At 75.2% G+C, this 18,070-nt stretch carries 14 protein-coding genes and 2 pseudogenes; 7 read left to right on the forward strand and 9 right to left on the reverse strand.

Annotated features, from left to right (window positions below):
* Positions 1 to 3: 3 nt before the first annotated feature.
* From QPK52_RS23800 to QPK52_RS23810, 3 genes are read right to left on the reverse strand one after another with little or no spacing between them, the layout of a single operon-like run.
* The gene (locus QPK52_RS23800; RefSeq protein ID WP_410539509.1) at positions 4 to 768 is read right to left on the reverse strand and encodes a metallophosphoesterase family protein; all 765 of its coding nucleotides are present in this window, start codon (positions 766 to 768) and stop codon (positions 4 to 6) included.
* Positions 765 to 1,052, reverse strand: coding sequence for a BON domain-containing protein (locus tag QPK52_RS23805; protein WP_410539510.1), 288 nt, complete (start codon positions 1,050 to 1,052; stop codon positions 765 to 767). Before QPK52_RS23805 ends, QPK52_RS23800 begins: the two co-directional genes overlap by 4 nt.
* Complete coding sequence (locus QPK52_RS23810; RefSeq protein WP_410539511.1) at positions 1,049 to 1,750, reverse strand: hypothetical protein; 702 nt, start codon at positions 1,748 to 1,750, stop codon at positions 1,049 to 1,051. The genes QPK52_RS23805 and QPK52_RS23810 overlap by 4 nt, the downstream gene beginning before the upstream one ends.
* 593 nt (positions 1,751 to 2,343) lie before the next feature.
* Between QPK52_RS23810 and QPK52_RS23815 the strand changes: the two genes are divergently transcribed.
* From QPK52_RS23815 to QPK52_RS23825, 3 genes are all read left to right on the forward strand, one after another.
* Entirely contained in the window at positions 2,344 to 3,018 is a 675-nt protein-coding gene (locus tag QPK52_RS23815; RefSeq protein ID WP_410539512.1) for a DUF4230 domain-containing protein, read from the forward strand.
* A 250-nt stretch (positions 3,019 to 3,268) separates the two neighbouring features.
* Positions 3,269 to 4,225: an alpha/beta fold hydrolase gene (locus QPK52_RS23820; RefSeq protein WP_410539513.1), complete on the forward strand. Its 957-nt coding sequence runs from the start codon at positions 3,269 to 3,271 to the stop codon at positions 4,223 to 4,225.
* A 94-nt stretch (positions 4,226 to 4,319) separates the two neighbouring features.
* A complete protein-coding gene (locus tag QPK52_RS23825; RefSeq protein ID WP_410539514.1) occupies positions 4,320 to 5,144 on the forward strand; it encodes a MerR family transcriptional regulator in 825 nt (274 codons plus the stop codon).
* A 76-nt stretch (positions 5,145 to 5,220) separates the two neighbouring features.
* Here the strand turns inward: QPK52_RS23825 and QPK52_RS23830 are convergent, their stop codons facing one another.
* Positions 5,221 to 5,970 (reverse strand): SDR family oxidoreductase, encoded by a 750-nt coding sequence (locus QPK52_RS23830; protein ID WP_410539515.1) that lies wholly within the window; start codon positions 5,968 to 5,970, stop codon positions 5,221 to 5,223.
* 239 nt (positions 5,971 to 6,209) lie between these two features.
* On the opposite strand from QPK52_RS23830, the pseudogene QPK52_RS23835 reads away from it, so the two are divergent.
* Positions 6,210 to 6,515: pseudogene (locus QPK52_RS23835) on the forward strand (STAS domain-containing protein); the annotation flags it as partial.
* Between the two features lie 66 nt (positions 6,516 to 6,581).
* On the opposite strand, the gene QPK52_RS23840 reads toward QPK52_RS23835, so the two are convergent.
* Together QPK52_RS23840 and QPK52_RS23845 are read right to left on the reverse strand one after the other, a co-directional pair.
* Positions 6,582 to 7,604 (reverse strand): sigma-70 family RNA polymerase sigma factor, encoded by a 1,023-nt coding sequence (locus QPK52_RS23840; RefSeq protein ID WP_410539516.1) that lies wholly within the window; start codon positions 7,602 to 7,604, stop codon positions 6,582 to 6,584.
* Positions 7,605 to 7,773: 169 nt separating this feature from the next.
* Positions 7,774 to 9,021, reverse strand: a complete 1,248-nt coding sequence (locus QPK52_RS23845) for an FUSC family protein (RefSeq protein ID WP_410539517.1) — start codon at positions 9,019 to 9,021, stop codon at positions 7,774 to 7,776.
* 317 nt (positions 9,022 to 9,338) lie between these two features.
* Here QPK52_RS23845 and QPK52_RS23850 point away from each other — a divergent pair.
* The 3 genes and pseudogenes from QPK52_RS23850 to QPK52_RS23860 all read left to right on the forward strand — a co-directional run.
* Positions 9,339 to 10,964, forward strand: a pseudogene (locus QPK52_RS23850) (SpoIIE family protein phosphatase); the annotation flags it as partial.
* 408 nt (positions 10,965 to 11,372) lie between these two features.
* Positions 11,373 to 13,901, forward strand: a complete 2,529-nt coding sequence (locus QPK52_RS23855; protein WP_410540454.1) for a molybdopterin oxidoreductase family protein — start codon at positions 11,373 to 11,375, stop codon at positions 13,899 to 13,901.
* Positions 13,901 to 14,374 (forward strand): hypothetical protein, encoded by a 474-nt coding sequence (locus QPK52_RS23860; protein WP_410539518.1) that lies wholly within the window; start codon positions 13,901 to 13,903, stop codon positions 14,372 to 14,374. Before QPK52_RS23855 ends, QPK52_RS23860 begins: the two co-directional genes overlap by 1 nt.
* 63 nt (positions 14,375 to 14,437) lie before the next feature.
* On the opposite strand, the gene QPK52_RS23865 is transcribed toward QPK52_RS23860, so the two are convergent.
* The 3 genes from QPK52_RS23865 to QPK52_RS23875 form a co-directional block, all read right to left on the reverse strand.
* A complete protein-coding gene (locus tag QPK52_RS23865; RefSeq protein WP_410539519.1) occupies positions 14,438 to 15,538 on the reverse strand; it encodes a B12-binding domain-containing protein in 1,101 nt (366 codons plus the stop codon).
* A complete protein-coding gene (locus QPK52_RS23870; RefSeq protein WP_410539520.1) occupies positions 15,535 to 17,304 on the reverse strand; it encodes a PP2C family protein-serine/threonine phosphatase in 1,770 nt (589 codons plus the stop codon). Before QPK52_RS23870 ends, QPK52_RS23865 begins: the two co-directional genes overlap by 4 nt.
* 198 nt (positions 17,305 to 17,502) lie before the next feature.
* Positions 17,503 to 17,988 (reverse strand): MSMEG_6728 family protein, encoded by a 486-nt coding sequence (locus tag QPK52_RS23875; protein WP_410540455.1) that lies wholly within the window; start codon positions 17,986 to 17,988, stop codon positions 17,503 to 17,505.
* Positions 17,989 to 18,070 lie beyond the last annotated feature (82 nt).

Below are 18,070 nucleotides of genomic sequence, written 5' to 3' on the forward strand. Positions count from 1 at the left end.
GGCTCAGCGGGAGGCCTCGGCCAGCGCCCCGGCCCCGCGTTCCGCACCGGGTTCCAGGTGGTACACCGCGAAGGCGCGCCGGATGACCGGCTGGGCGACGTTGCGCACCCGCACCCCGCCGCTGGTCATACCGTGCTCGGTGCCCGCGTGGGCGTGCCCGTGGACGGCCAGGTCGGCGCCCGCCGCGTCCACCGCCTCGGCCAGCAGGTAGCTGCCCAGGAAGGGGTAGATCTCCAGCGGCTCGCCGGCGAGGGTGTCGGGCACGGGGGAGAAGTGCGTCAGGGCGATCCGTACGGCGCACCCCCGCCGGTCCAGCTCCTCCAGCGAGGCCCGCAGACCGTCCGCGCAGCGGCGGGTGTAGCGGATGAACTCCTTCATGATCGGTTCGCCGAACTCGCCGCCGCTGCGCCCGGCGAACCCTCCGCCGAACCCCTTGGTCCCCGCGACGCCGACGCGGGTGCCGTTCACGTCCAGGGCCGTCCCCTCGCCCTCCAGGACGGTCACGCCCGCGTCCCGCAGCACCGCGGTGACCTCCTCCGGGCGCTCGTCCTGGTGGTCGTGGTTGCCCAGCACGGCGATCACCGGCACCCGCAGGCCCGCGACCTCCTCGGCGACGACCCGCATCTCCTCGGGCGTGCCGTGGCGGGTCAGGTCCCCGGCGAGCAGCAGGAGGTCGGCGCAGTCGGGCAGGGTCTCGAAGGCGGGGCGCAGCACTCCCTTGCTGTCCGGTCCCATGTGGATGTCGCCGACGGCTGCGATGCGGATCATGCCAGCTCCTCAGGGCGGTCGGGGGCGGTGGGGTCGGCCACGACGATGTCGGTCCGTACCGGTGTGCCGCCCAGCTCCTCCTCCGCGATGCGCACGACGGTGTCGCGGCACTCGGCGGTGGGGACGGTGCCGCTGACGACCACCGTGCCGCCGCGGGACTCGATGCGCATGCCGAGTTCGGCGACCTCCTCGCGGACGAGCCTCTCCTGCAGGTGGGCGATGCGGTACTCGATGTTGTCCGCGCCGCTCGTCCGGTCCCCCCGGCTGGTGTCGGGCTCCGTCATGGCCGTCCTCCACGGTCGTCGTCCGGCGAGATGACCTGCAGGCGTTCCAGCAGGTAGAGAAAGGCGTCCGGCATCGGCTCCGAACCGCACTCGCGCCGCACCCGGGACCAGTCGACCTTCTCCCGGAGGGCCCGCGCGATCGGCAGCACGGCGCCGAAGTCGCAGTGGTGCTCGGTGAAGGCGTTCAGCAGGCTGGCGAGCAGGTCGGTCACCGACAGCACGGGCATGCGGACCGACTCCACGGGCAGCTCCTCGGCCCGCCCCAGCAGTTCGCGGGTCACCGGCTGCCGGGCCAGCTCGAAGATCAGGTCGATGTCCTGGCCCATGCACCGGGCCTTGAGCAGCCAGTCCTCCGGCGGGGTGTACACCTCCAGCCCGGCGTCGCGGAGCGTGGCGGCCACCGTGTCGGCGTCCTCGGGGAGGATGCAGAAGTCGGCGTCGTGCTGGAGGTTCCCCGGGCCGCCGTGGGCGTAGACGGCGACGCTGCCCGCCAGGGCGAAGGGGTACCCGGCGCCCTTCAGCAGGGATGCCACCTGCTTGGTGGCCTCCAGAATGGCCTGGGTGAGGTTCGGGGGCAGCTCCTCGAGCCCCTCGTCGGCCTCCCGGCGGTCCTGCCCGCCGCCGGTCCCGGTCGCCGGGCGCGGGGCGGCCGGTGCGTTCCGCTCGGCCGGTGCCGCCTCGCCCGGATGCTCGGTCACAGTCACTCCGCTCTCCAGGTCGTCTCGTCGTTCCCCACCGCCGTTGCACCGTGCCGCCGTCCTGGCGGACCGCCGGGGCCGCGGGGTGCCGGCCCGGCCTCCTCGGTCGTACGGCCGACCGGGGCCGGAGGCTTCCACGAGAGCACCGGTACCCGCCGTCGTCCGTTCGATACCGGCCGATACCGGGCGCACCGGGGCGGCAGGAGGGGCGGCAGGAGGGGCGGACACGCGGAGCGGACAAGGCGGGCGGCCCGCCGCGGGGGCGCACCGCCGTGTGTCAGTGCGCGGCCGGGGCAGGGGGCGTCACGCGCCGCCCCCGCCGGACCACCCGAGCCGCTGACCGTCTTGACGCCGGCCCGGATCCTCTCGTCGGGGACCGTGGAGGCCGGTCCCCGACGAGCGCGGTGCCGGAGAGGGCCGAGGCGATCACGGAGCGGGAAATCCCTTCCCGGGACGGCGGCGCGGGCCCGCGAGTCCGCGGGTGTGTCCCGGCCCGTCCTGCCGGCGCGGCGCCAACTCCCTGCCATGCGGCGGAAGTTTCGGGGAACACCCCACCTGACGGAGTCTCCCGCCGCTGACGGAGGTGCACGCAGATGGTCCGGCCCGACAGGTCCACGCCCTCCCCGAGGTGGATGGCCCCGCTCCTGCTGGTGGTCCTGGTACTGGCCGGAGCGCTGCTGGCCGGACAGCTCCGTCTCCTGCCCGAACTGGGAAACCCGTTCGCCACCGAGACCGAGGACCGCACCGGCCCCGCGGTGCTGAAGTCCCTCAGGGACATGAGCCGCTACGAGGGCGCCTCCGGCACCTTCCAGGTCGTCGTCGACCTGGACAAGGACGCGAAGTTCCTGCCGGACGCGGTGCGCGGCAGCCGGACGCTGTTCGTCGGCACGGGCAGCGTCGGCGCGTACGTGGACCTGGGCGGTCTCGGCGAGGAGGCCGTCACGGTCACGGACGACCGCAGGGGCGCCACGGTGCGGCTGCCGCACGCCAGGCTGGAGAAGCCCGCGCTGGACGCCGAGCGCTCGTACGCCGTCACCAAGGAGCGCGGCCTGCTCGACCGGCTCGGCGACGTCTTCTCCGACAACCCCGGCGACGAGCGGGAGGTCCACCGGCTGGCCGTCGAGCACATCGGCGAGGCCGCGAAGGAGAGCGGGCTGGTGAAGCGGGCCGAGGCGAACACCCGGGACATGCTGGAGAACCTGCTGCGCTCCCTGGGGTTCGAACAGGTCTCGGTGACCTTCGGCGAGGAGGGCGGCGGGCGCGGCTGAGCGCGGGCACCGGCGCACCCCCTCCGCCGAGGGGCGGCACGGGGCCGCGGCGGGGCTCGTCACCGGCAGTGTCCCGGCCGGGGCTTCCTCCGTTCCCTCCCGGACGCGGCCCCGCTATCGTACCGACCGGCTGGTAGGCAGCTCTCGCCCGGCGGGCCGCCGTACGGCCCGGCGACGGGCGGCGGACCGCCCGACGGCCGCAGAAGCCGACCGGCCCGGCCCCCGCCGGGCCCCGCCGAGGAGGAACACGATGCCACGCGCCCTGTCCAACGGGATGGAACTGGAGTACGACACCTTCGGCGACCCGGACGGGCCGGTGCTGCTGCTCATCATGGGCCTCGGCGCCCAGATGACCGCCTGGCACCCGGAGTTCTGCCGGACGCTCGCCGACCGCGGCTTCCACGTCGTCCGCTACGACAACCGCGACTGCGGTCTGTCCACCTTCCTGGACGACTGCCCGCCCCCGGACATCAGGGCCGTCCTGGCCGGCGACACCTCCACCGCCCCCTACCGCATCGCCGACATGGCCCGGGACGCCGCGGGCCTGCTCGACGCCCTGGGGGTCGACGCCGCGCACGTCGCCGGGGCCTCGATGGGCGGCATGATCGCCCAGCAGTTCGCGATCGACCACCCCTCGCGGGTGCGCTCGCTGTGCTCGATCATGTCCACCACCGGGGACCGCTCCGTCGGCCGGGGCGCCCCCGAGGCGCTGGCCGCGCTGGCCGCGCCCCCGCCCCGCAACCGGCGGGAGGCGGGGGAGCGGGGCGTGCGCTCGTTCTCCGTCATCGGCTCGCCCGGATACCCGGCCACCCCCGAGGAGCTGCGCGAGCGTGCCGAGGCCGCCTACGACCGCTCTCCCCGGTCCGACGGTTTCGCGCGCCAGTACGCCGCGATCCTGGCCTCGCCCGACCGCACGCCGCACCTGCGGGCCGTCACCGCTCCGGCGCTGGTCGTCCACGGCGCCGACGACCCCCTCATCGACCGCAGCGGCGGCGAGGCGACGGCCGCCGCGATCCCCGGCGCCGAGCTCCTGGTGGTCCCCGGCATGGGGCACGACCTTCCCGAACAGCTCTGGCCGCTCCTGGCCGACGCCATCGCCCGCAACGCCGCCCGCGCGGACGGCCGCGTCACCGCCCCCGCCGCTCCGGACGCAGCCTCCGCGGTTTCCCCGGGCGCGGGAGCGGGCGGCCCCGGACACGACGGCTGAAGGCTCCACGAGGGCCCCGCCCGGACCCTTCGGGACATCCGTGCCGCCCGGGCTTGACCCTGACACCGTGTGAGGCCCTGGAGTGGGAGGCGTCATGTTCACCATCGGAGACTTCGCCAGGCACGGCCGCGTGTCGGTCCGCATGCTGCGGCACTACGACGCGATCGGGCTGCTGCGCCCCGCCCGGACCGATCCGGTCAGCGGTTACCGCTTCTACGAGGCGGGCCAGCTCGCCCGGCTCAACCGCGTCATCGCGCTGAAGGACCTCGGCTTCACCCTCGAACAGGTGAGGTCGATGCTCGACGAGCGGCTGGGCACCGAGGAACTGCGCGGGATGCTCAGACTGCGGCGGGCGGAACTGGAGGACGCGGTGGCGGCCGCCACCGCGCGGCTGGCCCGGGTCGAGGCGAGGCTCCGGACGATCGAGAGCGAGGGACGCATGCCCACCGAGGACATCGTGGTCAAGAGCATTCCGCCGGTGCGGGTGGCCGAGCTGACCGGCATCGCCGACAGCTTCGGGCCCGAGCACATCGGCCCGGTCATCCAGCCGCTGTACGACGAGCTGTGCCGCCGGCTGGAGCGGGCCGGGGTGGAACCGGCCGGGCCGGGCATCGCCTGGTACGAGGACGCCCCCGGCGGGGGCGGCGCGGTCGTCGTCCACGCCGGCATCACGGTCGCGGCCGGGGCCGGCGGGGGAGAGGACTTCGAGATCGTGGACCTGCCCGGAATCGAGCGGGCCGCCACCATCGTCCACCGCGGCCCCATGGACCGCATCATGCCCACCGCCCAGGCACTGGCCCGCTGGATCGACACCGCGGGCCACCGCTCGGCCGGCTACGCACGGGAGCTGTACCTGGAGTGCCCGCAGGACAGGGAGAAGTGGGTGACCGAGCTCCAGGAGCCGATCACGCAGGCCTGACCCCGTACGGCACCGGTGCCCGCTCCCGTCCCCGCAGCGGGGACGGGAGCGGGCACCGTCCCGCCCCGCGCGCCGGTCACGGCCAGGAGGACTCGCTGCGCGGCACCACGACCACCTCGGGCATCACGCTGCCCTCGGGGACAGACAGCGCGCACATGACCGCGTCCGCCACGATGTCGGGGCTCTGCAGCTTGGAGGTGTCGGCGTCGGGGAAGCGCTCCGTCACGAACGGGGTCTCCATGCCTCCCGCGATCACCCCGGTGATCCCGATGCCGATGCAGTCGCGCTGCGCCTCCTTGAAGAGGGTGTGGGTGAAGGCGCGCAGCCCCGACTTGCCGGCCGAGTACGGGCCGGCCTCGGTCCAGGTGCGGTTGGAGGCCGTGGAAAGGATGTTGACGATGTGCCCGCCACCGCGTGCCACCATGCGCCGGTAGGTCTCCAGGCACATGTACATCGGGCCGAGCAGGTTGGTGGAGACCACCCGGGTGACCTCCTCGGCGGACAGGTGCTCGATCGGCTTGGAGACGTCCACCGCGGCGTTGTTGACCAGGATGTCCAGTGGCCAGGAGGCCTCGTCCAGCCCCCGGAAGGCCGCCTCGACCGCCTCCGGGTCGCGGACGTCCAGCTCCAGGAAGCGGACGTCCGCCCCCTCCTCCTCGCTGAGCCGGGCGCAGAACTTCTCGCCCTCCTCGCGGCGTACGTCCACCACCCGCACGGCGGCCTTGGCCCGTGCGAGACGGCGGGTGATGGACGCGCCCAGGCCGCGGGCGCCGCCCGTCACCAGCGCGTTCCTGCCCTCCAGATCCAGCCGTACCGCTCCGCCCACGGTGCTGCCTCCTCACTCGGCCGCTCGGCCGCTCGGCCGCTCGGCCGCTGCGGCCGCTGTCGCGTCCGCGCCGGAGTGCCCTTCGGACGGGGAGCCGAAACGGGCACGGCCGGACGGGGGCGGACGGGCAGCGCCCGTTTCGCCCGGACGGAGCACCGCCGGACGGGATCGCCGCACCGGCGGCCGCGCTGCGGGGCGATGAGTTCCGCCCGTCCGGCCGGTCTGTCCCGGTGACCCCCATGGCAGGAGGACCGGTCTTGGCAGCTCATGAGGAACCGCGGCCGCCCGGCGGGGAGACGGCCCCGCTCGTACTGGCCGCCGAAGGCCCGGTCACCCGCGCCGACATACCGCTGCTGTGCGAGCGGCTGCACCGGGTACTGAACCGCACCCGGGCGGACCCGGTCGTCGTGGACGCCGGGGAGTTCTGCGCGGCGGACATGGTCACCGTCGAGGCACTGGCCCGGATGCAGCTGACCGCCCGCCGTATGGGCCGCCGGATACGGCTGGGCGACGCCGACGGCGGGCTGCTGCGGTTCCTCGCCTGGACCGGGCTGGACGGGGAGCTGCTCACCGCCGGCGCGGGCACCGGCGCGGTGCCGGACCGGGGGCGTTCAGCGGGGAGCGAGGCGCGGAGGCAGCCCGAACAGCGGGAACAGCCGCGCGGTGTCCAGGAAGGAGTTGAGCGCGGTGACCCGGCCGCCGGACACCTCGACGACCTGCAGCGCCCAGGGTGAGAAGCCGCCGTCCGGATCCGGCCGGTACTGCCCGAACGCCTGGCAACCGTTCGCCGTGACCGGCACCAGGCGTGACCCCCGGCAGCCCGCGCCGTGCCCGGTGAGCCACGCCCGTATGTCGGCGTGGCCGCGCAGCCACAGCCCGTAGGGCGGCATCGACAGCGTCGCGTCGTCGTGCAGCACCGCGGTGAGGGCGTCGAGGTCGTAGGACTCGAATGCGCTGACGTAGCGGGCGAGGAGGGCGCGCTGCTCCTCGTCCATCGAATCCGTGCTCCCGTCGGGGGTGATCTCACCGGAGGCGAGCGTGGCGCGGGCGCGCTGGAGCGCGCTGTTGACCGACGCGACCGTGGTGCCCAGCAGCTCGGCGACCTCGCTCGCCCGCCAGGCGAGCACCTCGCGCAGGATCAGCACCGCACGCTGCCGGGGCGCCAGATGCTGGAGGGCCGCGATGAAGGCCAGCCGGACCGACTCCCGCGCCACGGCCGTCTCGGCCGGATCGCCGCCGCCGGGCAGGATCCGGCCGCTCGGCATGGGCTCTATCCAGGTGGCCTCCGGGAGGGCGGGCCCGGGCGGGTTCTCCGCCCCCGAGGGGGACGACAGGTCCATGGGGCGGGCGCGCCGGCGGCTGCCTCCGAGCATGTCCAGGCACACGTTGGTGGCGATGCGGTACAGCCACGACCGCAGTGAGGACCGGCCCTCGAAGCGGTCCAGGGCGCGCCAGGCGCGCACCATGGTCTCCTGTACGGCGTCCTCGGCCTCGAAGGCCGACCCCAGCATCCGGTAGCAGTAGCCCGTCAGCTCCACCCGGTGCCGTTCCAGCCGCAGCTCCGCCCGCTCCGGCTCCGCGGGCTCGCGCGCGGCCGCGCCCTTGGTGCTGCTCGCCGTCGCGACGTCACTCATCGAGGCCCCCTGTGACCCTCGTCCGGCCCTCCGCCCGGCGGCAGAGGGCGCGGCACACTTCCGGACCGGCCTGCCGGGTTCCGGCCGACCGCTTCCCAGCAAACCACCGGCCACTGACAATCGCGCCCCGGCGCGGCACGGGCACCGACCCGGCGCGGGACGGGTGTCCTCAGACCTCCGCCCGGTCGGCGTCGGGGCTGCGGCGGCGACGGCGGCTGCGGGGCAGCCGGAAGCGGCGCTTGAGCTCGTACAGCACCGGATGCCTGTCCCGCTCCTCGCGGGTGTAGCGGTCCAGCTCCTCCGCCAGGCGCGTCGAGCGCTTCTCCACGTCCAGCTCGTCCAGCACCCGGTCGAACTCCGACAGCAGCGCCCCCAGCAGGTGCCACTGGCGCGGGTGCTCCTGGACGCGGGCGAGCAGCAGGTGCGCGACCCGCTCGCGCCCGGCGCGTCCGGCCTCCATCTCGGCCGCCAGCCGGTCCTCCGCCTCCTCGGAACTGGCGCTGTCGCTGCTGGTGACCAGGACGGCGAAGCTCTGCACCGCCCTGGCGACGTTGCCGAACAGCTCCTCCACGGCCTCGGCAACCTCGTGCGGGAACAGCGGCTCCTCCTCGCGGGCCCTGGCCAGGTCGGTCAGGGTCCGCGACATCGCGCGCATCACGGTGGTGCAGATCTCCAGGGTGTCCAGGCCCGTCCGCAGCACGACCCGGGACAGCAGCGCCTCCTTGACCCGGGGGTTCAGGCGCAGGCTCTCCTCGGCCTGTACGAGCGCGGCGTCGACCTGGGTGATGTCGTTGTCCAGCCGCCGGGCCTCGTGGAGCCGGGCGGCCGCCCGGTGCACCGGCGTGGGGACGCCCAGCTGCTCGCCCATGAGCAGCAGCAGCCGCCGCATCCGGTCGGCCAGGTCCACCAGCGCCTCCTCGGCGGGCTGCACCCACACCGGAGGCACGAACAGGAAGTTGAACAGCAGGCCGACCGCGGCGCCGATCAGGGTCTCCAGCACCCGGCTCAGGGCCAGGTCCGTGGCATGGGACACCCCCAGCACCAGCATGGCGCTGATCGCCACCTCGGGGATGAAGTCGCCGGCCCGCACCAGGTGCCCGACGGCCAGTGAGGTGAGGATGAGCAGGCCCAGGCTCCACCAGCTCAGGCCCACCAGGGCGCTGAAACCGACGGCGACCGTGACCCCGGCCACCACGGCGTTGACCCGGGTGATGCCGCTGGTGATCGTGGCGTAGAGGGTGACCTGGACGACCAGCAGCGCGGTCAGCGGGGCCAGCAGCGGGGCCCGGGCGTCGGTCAGCCAGAGGGCGGCGGCGTAGGCGAGCGTCGCGGCCGCCGTGGAGCGGAGGGCCTGGACGACCACCGGCTCCCTGCGCCGCCGCACCAGCTCGATCACGGGTTCGGGAACTTCAGGCACACTACGGCCCTTCCCGTCCGTGGAAGATCGATACCGGCCGTCCTCCCACCGTCCCACCCGGCCGTCCTCCCACCGTCCCACCCGGTCGTCCTCCCACCGCCCCACCCGGCCGTCCGCCGCGCCCCGCTCACCCGGGCGGAGTACGCCCTTCCGTCCGGCGGCGCGGAATGTCTGGGAAGGCGGGAACCGGGTAGTCGGCAGTGCCGCGCACCGGGCGTACGCGGGCGCACGGCGCCGGCACGGGCAGAGCGGGACGCGGCGGCCGGCCGGGCGAGGAGGCGGTGAAGGGCAGTGGGACCACCAGGGACGGCGCGGCGATGAGCGAGGCCGACCGGACACGGGAGCCCGGCGTCCTGCGCGCGGTCTTCGACAGCCTGGGCGCGGGCATCTACGCCACGGACGCCACGGGCCGCCTGATCGCCGCCAACCCCAGGGCCGAGCGGATGGTGGCGCGGCCGTCGGCGGAGATGCTGGGCCATGACATGCACGATCTGCTGCACCGCGACGCGGACGGGGCGGAGATCCCCCGGGAGGACTGCCGGATGCTCGCGGTCCTCGCCGACGGCCGTCCCCGCGAGGGGGGCGGCGAGTACCTGCTGCGGGGCGACGGCACCACCCTCCCGGTCATCTGGTCGGCCGCCCCGCTGGAGCTGCCGGGGGAGCCGACCGGCCTGGTCCTGGCCTTCCACGACTTCAGCGTCCGCAGGGCCGCCGAGCGGCAGACGGCCGCCTACCTGAAGGCGCTGGAGGCCCTGACCACCAGGCTGACCCTGGTGTCGGAGGTCTCCTCCGTCCTCATCTCCAGCCTGGACGTCCCCCGGGTGCTCCGGAAGCTGGGCCGGATGCTGGTGCCGGGCCTGGCCGACTGGACGGCGGTGGACATGCTCACCGATCAGCAGGACGAGGTACGGCGCATCGCCGTGCACAGCGGGGCGGACCCGGCGGCGGCCGGGGAGCTGGAGGGAGTCCTGCCGCCGCTGGCGGAGTCCGCGGGAGCGGGCCTGGTACGCGCCCTGCGCGGCGCCGAGACGGTCCTGCTGGACGCCGGGGACCTCGCGCGCGAACCCGACGCACCGCTCATCGCGGCCCACCGCAGACTGTTCGAACGGCTCGGCGGTCACAGCGCCGTGGTGGTGCCGCTGCACAGCCGCCGGCGGGTCTTCGGCGCCTTCACCGCGGCGCGCACCGGGGACTCGCCGCCGTACACCGACGACGAGGTGATGGTGCTCGCGGACATCGGCCGCCGGGCCGGGCTGGCCGTGGACAACGCCCGCCTCTTCGACCAGCAGAGGCACGTCGCCGAGAGCATGCAGCGCCAGCTGCTGACCCCGCTGCCCCAGGTCGACCATCTGCTGATGGCCGCCCGCTACCGGCCCGCCCAGGTGGCGGCCGAGATCGGCGGGGACTGGTACGACGCCTTCCTGCTGGAGGACGGGGTCACCACGATGGTCATCGGGGACGTGGTGGGCCACGACCTCCAGGCCGCCGCCCACATGGCCGAGGTCCGCAACATGCTGCGCGCCCTGGCCTGGGACCGCAAGGAGCCCCCCAGCGTGATCATGCGCCGTCTGGACGAGGCGATGACCAACACCAGCGACGCGCCCATGGCCACCGTCGTCTTCGCCCGGGTCGAGGGCCGTGAGGGCGGGCCCTGGCGGCTGCACTGGGTCAACGCCGGGCACCCGCCGCCGCTGCTGGTCGCGCCGGGCGGCGGCACCCGCTTCCTGGAGGCCGGCCACGGCCCCCTGCTGGGCATGAGCGCGACCCTGAACCTGGGGCTGCACTGGCCCGACGCCTACGAGGACCTGCCGCCGGAGGCGACGGTGGTGTTCTACACCGACGGCCTGGTGGAGAGCCGCACCAGGCCGATCGACACCGGCATGGAGCTGCTGTGCCGCCACGCCTCCGCCCTGGCCCGCCACGGCCTGGAGGAGTTCTGCGACGAGCTGCTGGAGCGCATGGACCCCCGCGGCGACGACGTCGCCCTGCTGGCCCTGCGGCTGCCGCGGTACGGGGAGGGGGCCCCGGCGACCGAACCCCGCCGCCGTCGCGCGGCGAACCGTTGCGCAGCCCGGCGGACCCGTCCAGGTCGGCCCCGGGGGCCGAGGCGCTGGACGCGGACGAGGTCTTCACCCGGGCGCCCCGCGGGCCCGACCGGCCACCGCTGCCCTGAGACCCCGATCCCGCGACCGTGCGGGCGGCCGGGCCCGGCGCACCCGGACGCAGGGCCCCGGCGCCCTCCGCCGCCCCTCCCCGGAGGGAAGACGCCCCCGGGCACGCATTCCCGCCGTCTCCCCGGGGTACCGCGTGGCACGGCCGCACGGCACGGAGCAGGCAGGGAAAGGACGCGCATGGACCGGATCGCCGACATCTGGGGGCCCCGCACACCGCACGCCAAGGGGACGGTGTGGCCCGCCCGGGTCGACCGCCGCCTGGAGGAGGGGGTGGCCGAGGAGGACGTCGAGCGCTGGGTGCGCTCCGCCTGCGTGCTGTGCAGCAACGGCTGCGGCTGCGAGATCGCCGTCAAGGACGGGCGCATGGTCGGGGTGCGCGGGGTGGCCACGGACGTGGTCAACCACGGGCGGCTCGGACCCAAGGGCCTGTACGGGAGCTGGTCCTGGGCGAACAGCGCCGACCGGCTCACCCGGCCCCTGGTCCGCGAGAACGGCCGCCTGGCCGAGACCGACTGGGAGACCGCGATGGGCCGGATCGCCGAGGTCTCCCGGCGGCTGCTGGCGGAGAAGGGCCCGCTGTCCCACGGCTTCTACACCTCCGGCCAGCTCTTCCTGGAGGAGTACTACACCCTGGCCGTGATCGGGAAGGCCGGACTGGGCACCCCCCACATGGACGGCAACACCCGGCTGTGCACGGCCACCAGCGCCGCCGCCCTCAAGGAGTCGTTCGGCACCGACGGGCAGCCCGGTTCCTACACCGACATCGAGCACTGCGACGCGATCTTCCTCTTCGGCCACAACATGCCCGAGACCCAGACGGTGCTGTGGACGCGGGTGCTGGACCGCACCCGCGCCGACGACCCGCCGAAGGTGGTGTGCGTCGACCCGCGCCGCACCGGGGCCGCCGAGGAGGCCGAGCGCACCGGCGGCGTCCACCTCGCGCCCCGGGTCGGCACCAACGTGGCCCTGATGAACGGCCTGACCCGGGAACTCTTCGCAGGCGGCCGGGTGGACGAGGAGTGGGTGGGGCGCCACACCCTGGGCGTGGAGGAGCTGCGCGAGACGGTGGAGCCCTACACCCCCGAGGAGACCGCCCGGATCTGCGGTGTGGACGCCGGCGACGTGCGGCGCGCGGCACGGATCTTCGGGGAGAGCGAGCGGGTGCTGTCCACCGTGCTCCAGGGCTTCTACCAGTCGCACCAGGCCACCGCCGCCGCCGTGGCGGTGCACAACCTGCATCTGCTGCGCGGCATGATCGGCCGCCCGGGCGCCGGAGTGCTCCAGATGAACGGCCAGCCCACCGCGCAGAACACCCGCGAGTGCGGCGCCGACGGCGACCTGCCCGGCTTCCGCAACTGGAGCAACCCCGCGCACGTCCGCGAACTGGCCGAGCTGTGGAACGTCGACGAGCTGACGATCCCGCACTGGGCTCCGCCCACCCACGCCATGCAGATCTTCCGCTACGCCGAACAGGGCTCGATCGGGCTGCTGTGGATCTCCGCCACCAACCCGGCCGTCTCCATGCCCGAGTCGTCCCGCATCCGGAAGATCCTCGGCGGCGACCAGTGCTTCACGGTCGTCCAGGACCTCTTCCTCACCGAGACCGCCGAGCTGGCCGACGTGGTGCTGCCCGCGGCCGGCTGGGGCGAGAAGACCGGCTGCTACACCAACGCGGGCCGCGTCGTACACCTGTCCGAGAAGGCCGTCGAACCGCCCGGCGAGGCCAGGAGCGACCTGGACATCTTCCTGATGTACGCCGACGCCATGGACTTCCGCGACAGGGACGGCGCGCCGCTGATCAAGTGGCGCACCCCCGAGGAGGCATTCGACGCCTGGCGCGAGTGCAGCCGCGGACGCCCCTGCGACTACGGCGGCCTGTCCTACGACAGGCTGCGCGGCCCCACCGGCATCCCCTGGCCCTGCACCGAGGAGCACCCCGAGGGCACCGACCGGCTCTACGCGGACGGCGTGTTCAACACCGACCCCGAGTACTGCGAGACCTACGGCCACGACCTGCTCACCGGCGGCACGGTCACCCCCCGGGAGTACCGGGCCAAGGCCCCGGCCGGGCGCGCCCACCTCAAGGGCGCGGCCTATGTGCCGCCCCACGAGCAGCCCGGCGAGGAGTACCCGCTGCTGTACACCACCGGGCGCACCGTCTACCACTTCCACACCCGCACCAAGACCGGCCGCTCCCGCGAGCTGAACCGGGCCGCGCCCGACGCCTGGGTGGAGCTGTCCGTCCCCGACGCCCGGCGGCTGGGGATCGCGGAGGGCGACCGGGTGCGGGTGGAGTCGCCGCGCGGAGCGATCGAGGTACGCGCCCGGATCGGGCATGTGAGGGAGGGCGCGGTGTTCGCGCCCTTCCACTACGGCCGCTGGGCCCCGGACGAGGTGGCGCCCGACGGCGCGCCCCGGCAGGCCAACGAACTGACCATGACCATCTGGGACCCGGTGTCCAAGCAGCCGTACTTCAAGACGGCCGCCTGCCGGGTGGTGAAGGTCGCCGACGGCGACGGCCCCGCACCCGCGCCCACCACGACCGCCTCCGAGCCGGCCGGCGGTTCCGTACCGCCGACCCGGGGCGGACCGGAGGCGGACACCTCCGCCGAGCCCGCCGCCACCCCCGACTATCCGGGCGACCCCGCCGTCACCCACCAGGCTCCCGGCCACATCGCCGAGGTCGCCGCCCCAGGGAGGTCCTGATGCCCCATCTGGCCGTCTACGTCGGTCTGCTCCACCGCAGCGAGCAGACCCTCGCCGAGGCCCTGCGCACGGTGGGGGAGGGACATGCCGCGGAGGGCGACGTCCACCACACCTGCGACACCCTGGCGAAGATGAGCGAGGAGCACGTCCGCCGTCTGGAACCCGTCGCCCGCCGCTACGGCGAGCAGGCCGCCGGTGAGGACGTCGAGGAGCCCGAGCGGCTGCACGCCGACGGACTCGCCGGGGTCCGCGAGGGGCCCGTCGGGCTGCTGCGCGACCTCCAGGACCTGTACGTGCTGGGCACACTCGTCCAGACGACCTGGACCGCCGTCGCCCAGGCGGCCCAGGGGGCGCGCGACCGCGAGCTGCTGGAACTCGCCCACGCTTGCGAGGGGGAGACGGGCCGCCAGCTGTCCTGGCTCAACACCCGGCTGAAGGCGGCGGCCCCGCAGGCGCTGCTGGTCGCGACCTGACACCGGGCGGGCCGGGGAGCGCCTCCGCCGGACCTCGGAGGGCCCGGCCGGCCCTCCGCCGCGCTAGCCGGCGGACCCGTTCCCCCTCCCCGGGGCGGACTCCGGGGAGGGGGAACGGAGTTCGCGGCCGAGCGCGGCGCGCGCCGCGGCGATGTACGCCGAGGCGCGGGGCAGCTCGCGGAAGGTCCCGGCCATGGTCTCCAGCACCGCGGACAGGGCCTGGACGGGCAGGTCCCGGGCGGCCATGATCCGGCCCGTCCACACGGTGAAGCCCTCGAACAGCCCCGGGTCGTCGACGTAGAGCGCGGCCGCCAGGTACTCCACGACGCGGTGGAGGTCCTCCACGGTGTACTCCCGCCGGCGTCCGGTGCACTCCTCCAGCCGCGGGAACCGTTCGGGCAGCACCGCCATGACCTCGTCGACGAGCCGCCGGCCGGCCTCTTCGACCAGGGCGTGCTCGCGGTCGGCCAGGTGCGGCAGCGCCTCCTCGGCGGTCGGGGGGAGCGCGGACGGGGGCGCGATGCCCGCCGCGAGGCGCTCGGCCGCGCCGCGGGCGCTGCCGGCCCAGGCGTCGGCACCCAGCAGACGGGCGTAGCGGCCGCCCGGGCCGAACCCGGCCCCTCCCGCCAGCACCGGCACTCCGGCGGCCCGGCAGGCGGTGACGGCCGCGTGGGCGACGGGCAGCCGCACGGGCAGGGAGCAAGACAGGGCCACCGCGTCGGGGCCGGTGGAGTGCAGATGGGGCACCAGTTGCCGGGTGGACACATGGGCCCCGAGGAAGTCCACGTGCCAGCCGCGCAGCCGCAGCACCTCGGCGACCAGCCGGGCGGGCAGCGTGTGCCACTCGCCGTCGGCGCAGGCCACGGTGACCCGGCCGAACCGGGCGGGGACCCGGGCCGCCGGATGGGCGGCGACCGCGGTGACGGCGCGGTCGCTGACGGCGGTGGCCGCGTGCTCCTGGGCGACGGTGAGCCGGTTCTCCGCCCAGCGGACACCGACCCGCCGCTGCGCGGGCGCGATGACCTCCAGCAGGACGTCCTCGGGCGCGAAGCCCCGGTCCAGGGCCTCGTCGACCTGGGCGACGGCGGAGTGCTCGTCCGCGTTCTCCAGCGCCGCCCAGAAACTCTCCGCCCGGCCCTCCAGGGGCTCCGCCCCCGGGCTCACCGCTCCTCCCCGGGGCGGACGGCCCCGCCCACCGCGCTCAGCGGGGTGCGGTGGGCCGCGGTGACGGCCACCAGCGCGATGTCGTCGTGCTCCCGGCCCGCCAGCCACTCGGAGGTGAGCATCCCGACGCGCTCGACGACGGCCCGGGCGTGCAGCCCCGCGCAGGAAGCCAGCGCCTCGGCCAGGCGCTCCTCCCCGAACATCTCGCCGTAGGGCCCGCCCCTGGCCTCGGTGACGCCGTCGGAGTACAGCAGACAGGTCTCCCCGGGCAGGAGCACGGTGGAGCAGGTGGTCGCGGACGCCTTCGGCAGCACGCCGATCAGCGTGCCCGAGGTGCGGGCGGCCTCCGCCGTCCCGTCGAGCCGCAGGAGCAGCGGCGGCGGGTGCCCGGCCGAGGTCAGCCGCAGGGCGATCCGGCCGGTGGCGGGATCCGGGGCGCCGAACGAGGCGAGCACCAGGGTGACGAACCGGTCCTGGGGGCCGCTCAGCAGCGCGCGGTTGAGCAGGTCCAGCAGCCGTACGTGGTCGGACTCGACCAGCCGCAGCGCCGTGAGCGTGTTGCGGATCTTCCCCGTCAGGACGGCCGCCTCCGGGCCCTTGCCGGCCACGTCGCCGAGCACGATGTCGGTGTCCCGGCCGGGCCCGTCGGCCGGGTGCACGTCGTAGAAGTCACCGCCGACGCTCTGGGCGCTCTGGGCGGGGCGGTAGGCCCCGGCCAGCTCCACGCCCTCCGGGTGCGGCAGCGCGGGCGGCAGCAGTTCGCGCTGGAGCACGGCGACGGTGGCGACCTGCTCCGCGTAGAGCGCGGCGGCCGAGATCGCGGCACCGGCACGGGCGGCGAAGATCCGGGTCACGGCGTCCTCGCCCGGACCGGTGTCCTCGTCCGGACCGGCGCTCCCGCCCCCGGCACGGTGCAGCAGCACCATCGCGCCGGCGATTCCGCCGCTGCCCGGCAGCGGGACGACCGTCAGCGAGGCCGGGCGGCCGAATCCGGAGGGCAGCAGCCACGCGGGGACCCGGCCGGGATCGATCGAGCGGATGGACACCGGGGGGAAGCCGGCCAGCGCCTCGGCCAGCCCCGGCATCTCCTCCACGGCCGCGGACGGGGTCTCCTCCTCCAGCCGCCCGTCGGAGACAGCCCGGGTCACCTCCGGGCGGCGGTCCCGCGACAGGCGGACCACGACGGCGGCGTCGGCGAGGTGGTCGGCCGCCAGCCGGGCGGTCGCCACCACGCACCTGCGCGGGTTGAGCGACGCCTGGAGCCGGGCGGAGGCACGGGCCAGGAACGCGGTGCTCTCCCGCTCCGACCGCAGCGACCGCTCGGCGTCCTCCCGGCCGGTGACGTCCGACAGCCACCAGGCGGTGTGCCCGTCCGGCAGGGGGGCGGCGTGCGCGGTGAAGGCGCGCCCCCGAAGGGGGCCGTGTGCGGTGGCTGCCGTCGCCGTCCCGGCCGTCCCGGCCGCTTCGCCCGTCCCGGCCGCCTCGGCGTCCTCCCCGGGGTGTCCGCCGCGTACGGCGGCGACCAGCCAGCCGGGCGCCACGCCGTCGTCCAGCGGGACCCCGGGGGCGAGGCCGGGCAGCAGCACCCGCGCCGCGGCGTTCACCAGCGACACCCGCCCCCACCGGTCCACCGCGACGAGCGGCGCCGGCGCCGACTCGACCGCCGGCCCGGCCGGAGCGCGGTGGTACGGGGCGGCGGGCCCGCCACCGCCGGCCTGGGCGTGCGCGTCCCCGGAGACGTCTGGGGAGAGAGGAGGATTGCTCACGGAAGAACAAGGGCACGGCACCCGCGGTGCTCCGCCCGGTCCTCCCTTCGACGGTCGGCACAGGTGGACGGTTGCTCTACGTCAACGATCTCGCGGAGGGGGCGACAGGCGCAAACCCGCCCCACCACGCCCCCGCCTGCGCGGTCCTCGCGGCCCCTGCTCGCCTCCATCCTCCTCCCGTACCCCGGGGCCGGGCCCTCACCCCGGTTCCCGGGAGCGGGGGCCGCGGTCGGAGGCGGGCCACACATAGGGCAGGTCCGGCGGCACGTCCGGGAACAGGGGCGCGTAGTGGTCGGGGTCCTTGCGGACCAGGGAGGAGCGGTGGCTGCGGTGGAAGGACGGCTCTCCCAGCCAGGGCGGCAGCTCGCCGGCCGCCTCCAGCTCCTCCTGGGAGCGGGGGACGGCGATGCCGGTGGCGTGCCGCAGATCGGTCAGCATCGTCGCCTCGCAGGTGTCGGCACGCCCCGCCAGGCGCCAGTGGCGGCAGATCTCCATGCCGTAGCGGACCAGCGCCTCCTCGTACCCCGTCCACATGCGCACGGCCGGGTGCCGGGCCCAGCCGTAACCGGGCACGGTCAGGGCGCGCAGCACCTGCAGGGCCTCCACCCGCTGCTTCCCCAGCCGCCGGGCGTCGAGCACACGGGCGGTCCCGGCGAAGTCGGGGAGTGGCAGGAACGTCTGCACGGTGTCCCATCCATCCCTTCCGTCCCCCTCGGCGCGGAATGCGATCATCGCAGTCCGTGCCGCGCGCCGCAGTCCGGGGGCG

The sequence above is a fragment of the Streptomyces sp. KL2 genome, assembly GCF_046529545.1.
Taxonomy (GTDB): Bacteria; Actinomycetota; Actinomycetes; order Streptomycetales; family Streptomycetaceae; genus Streptomyces; species Streptomyces radiopugnans.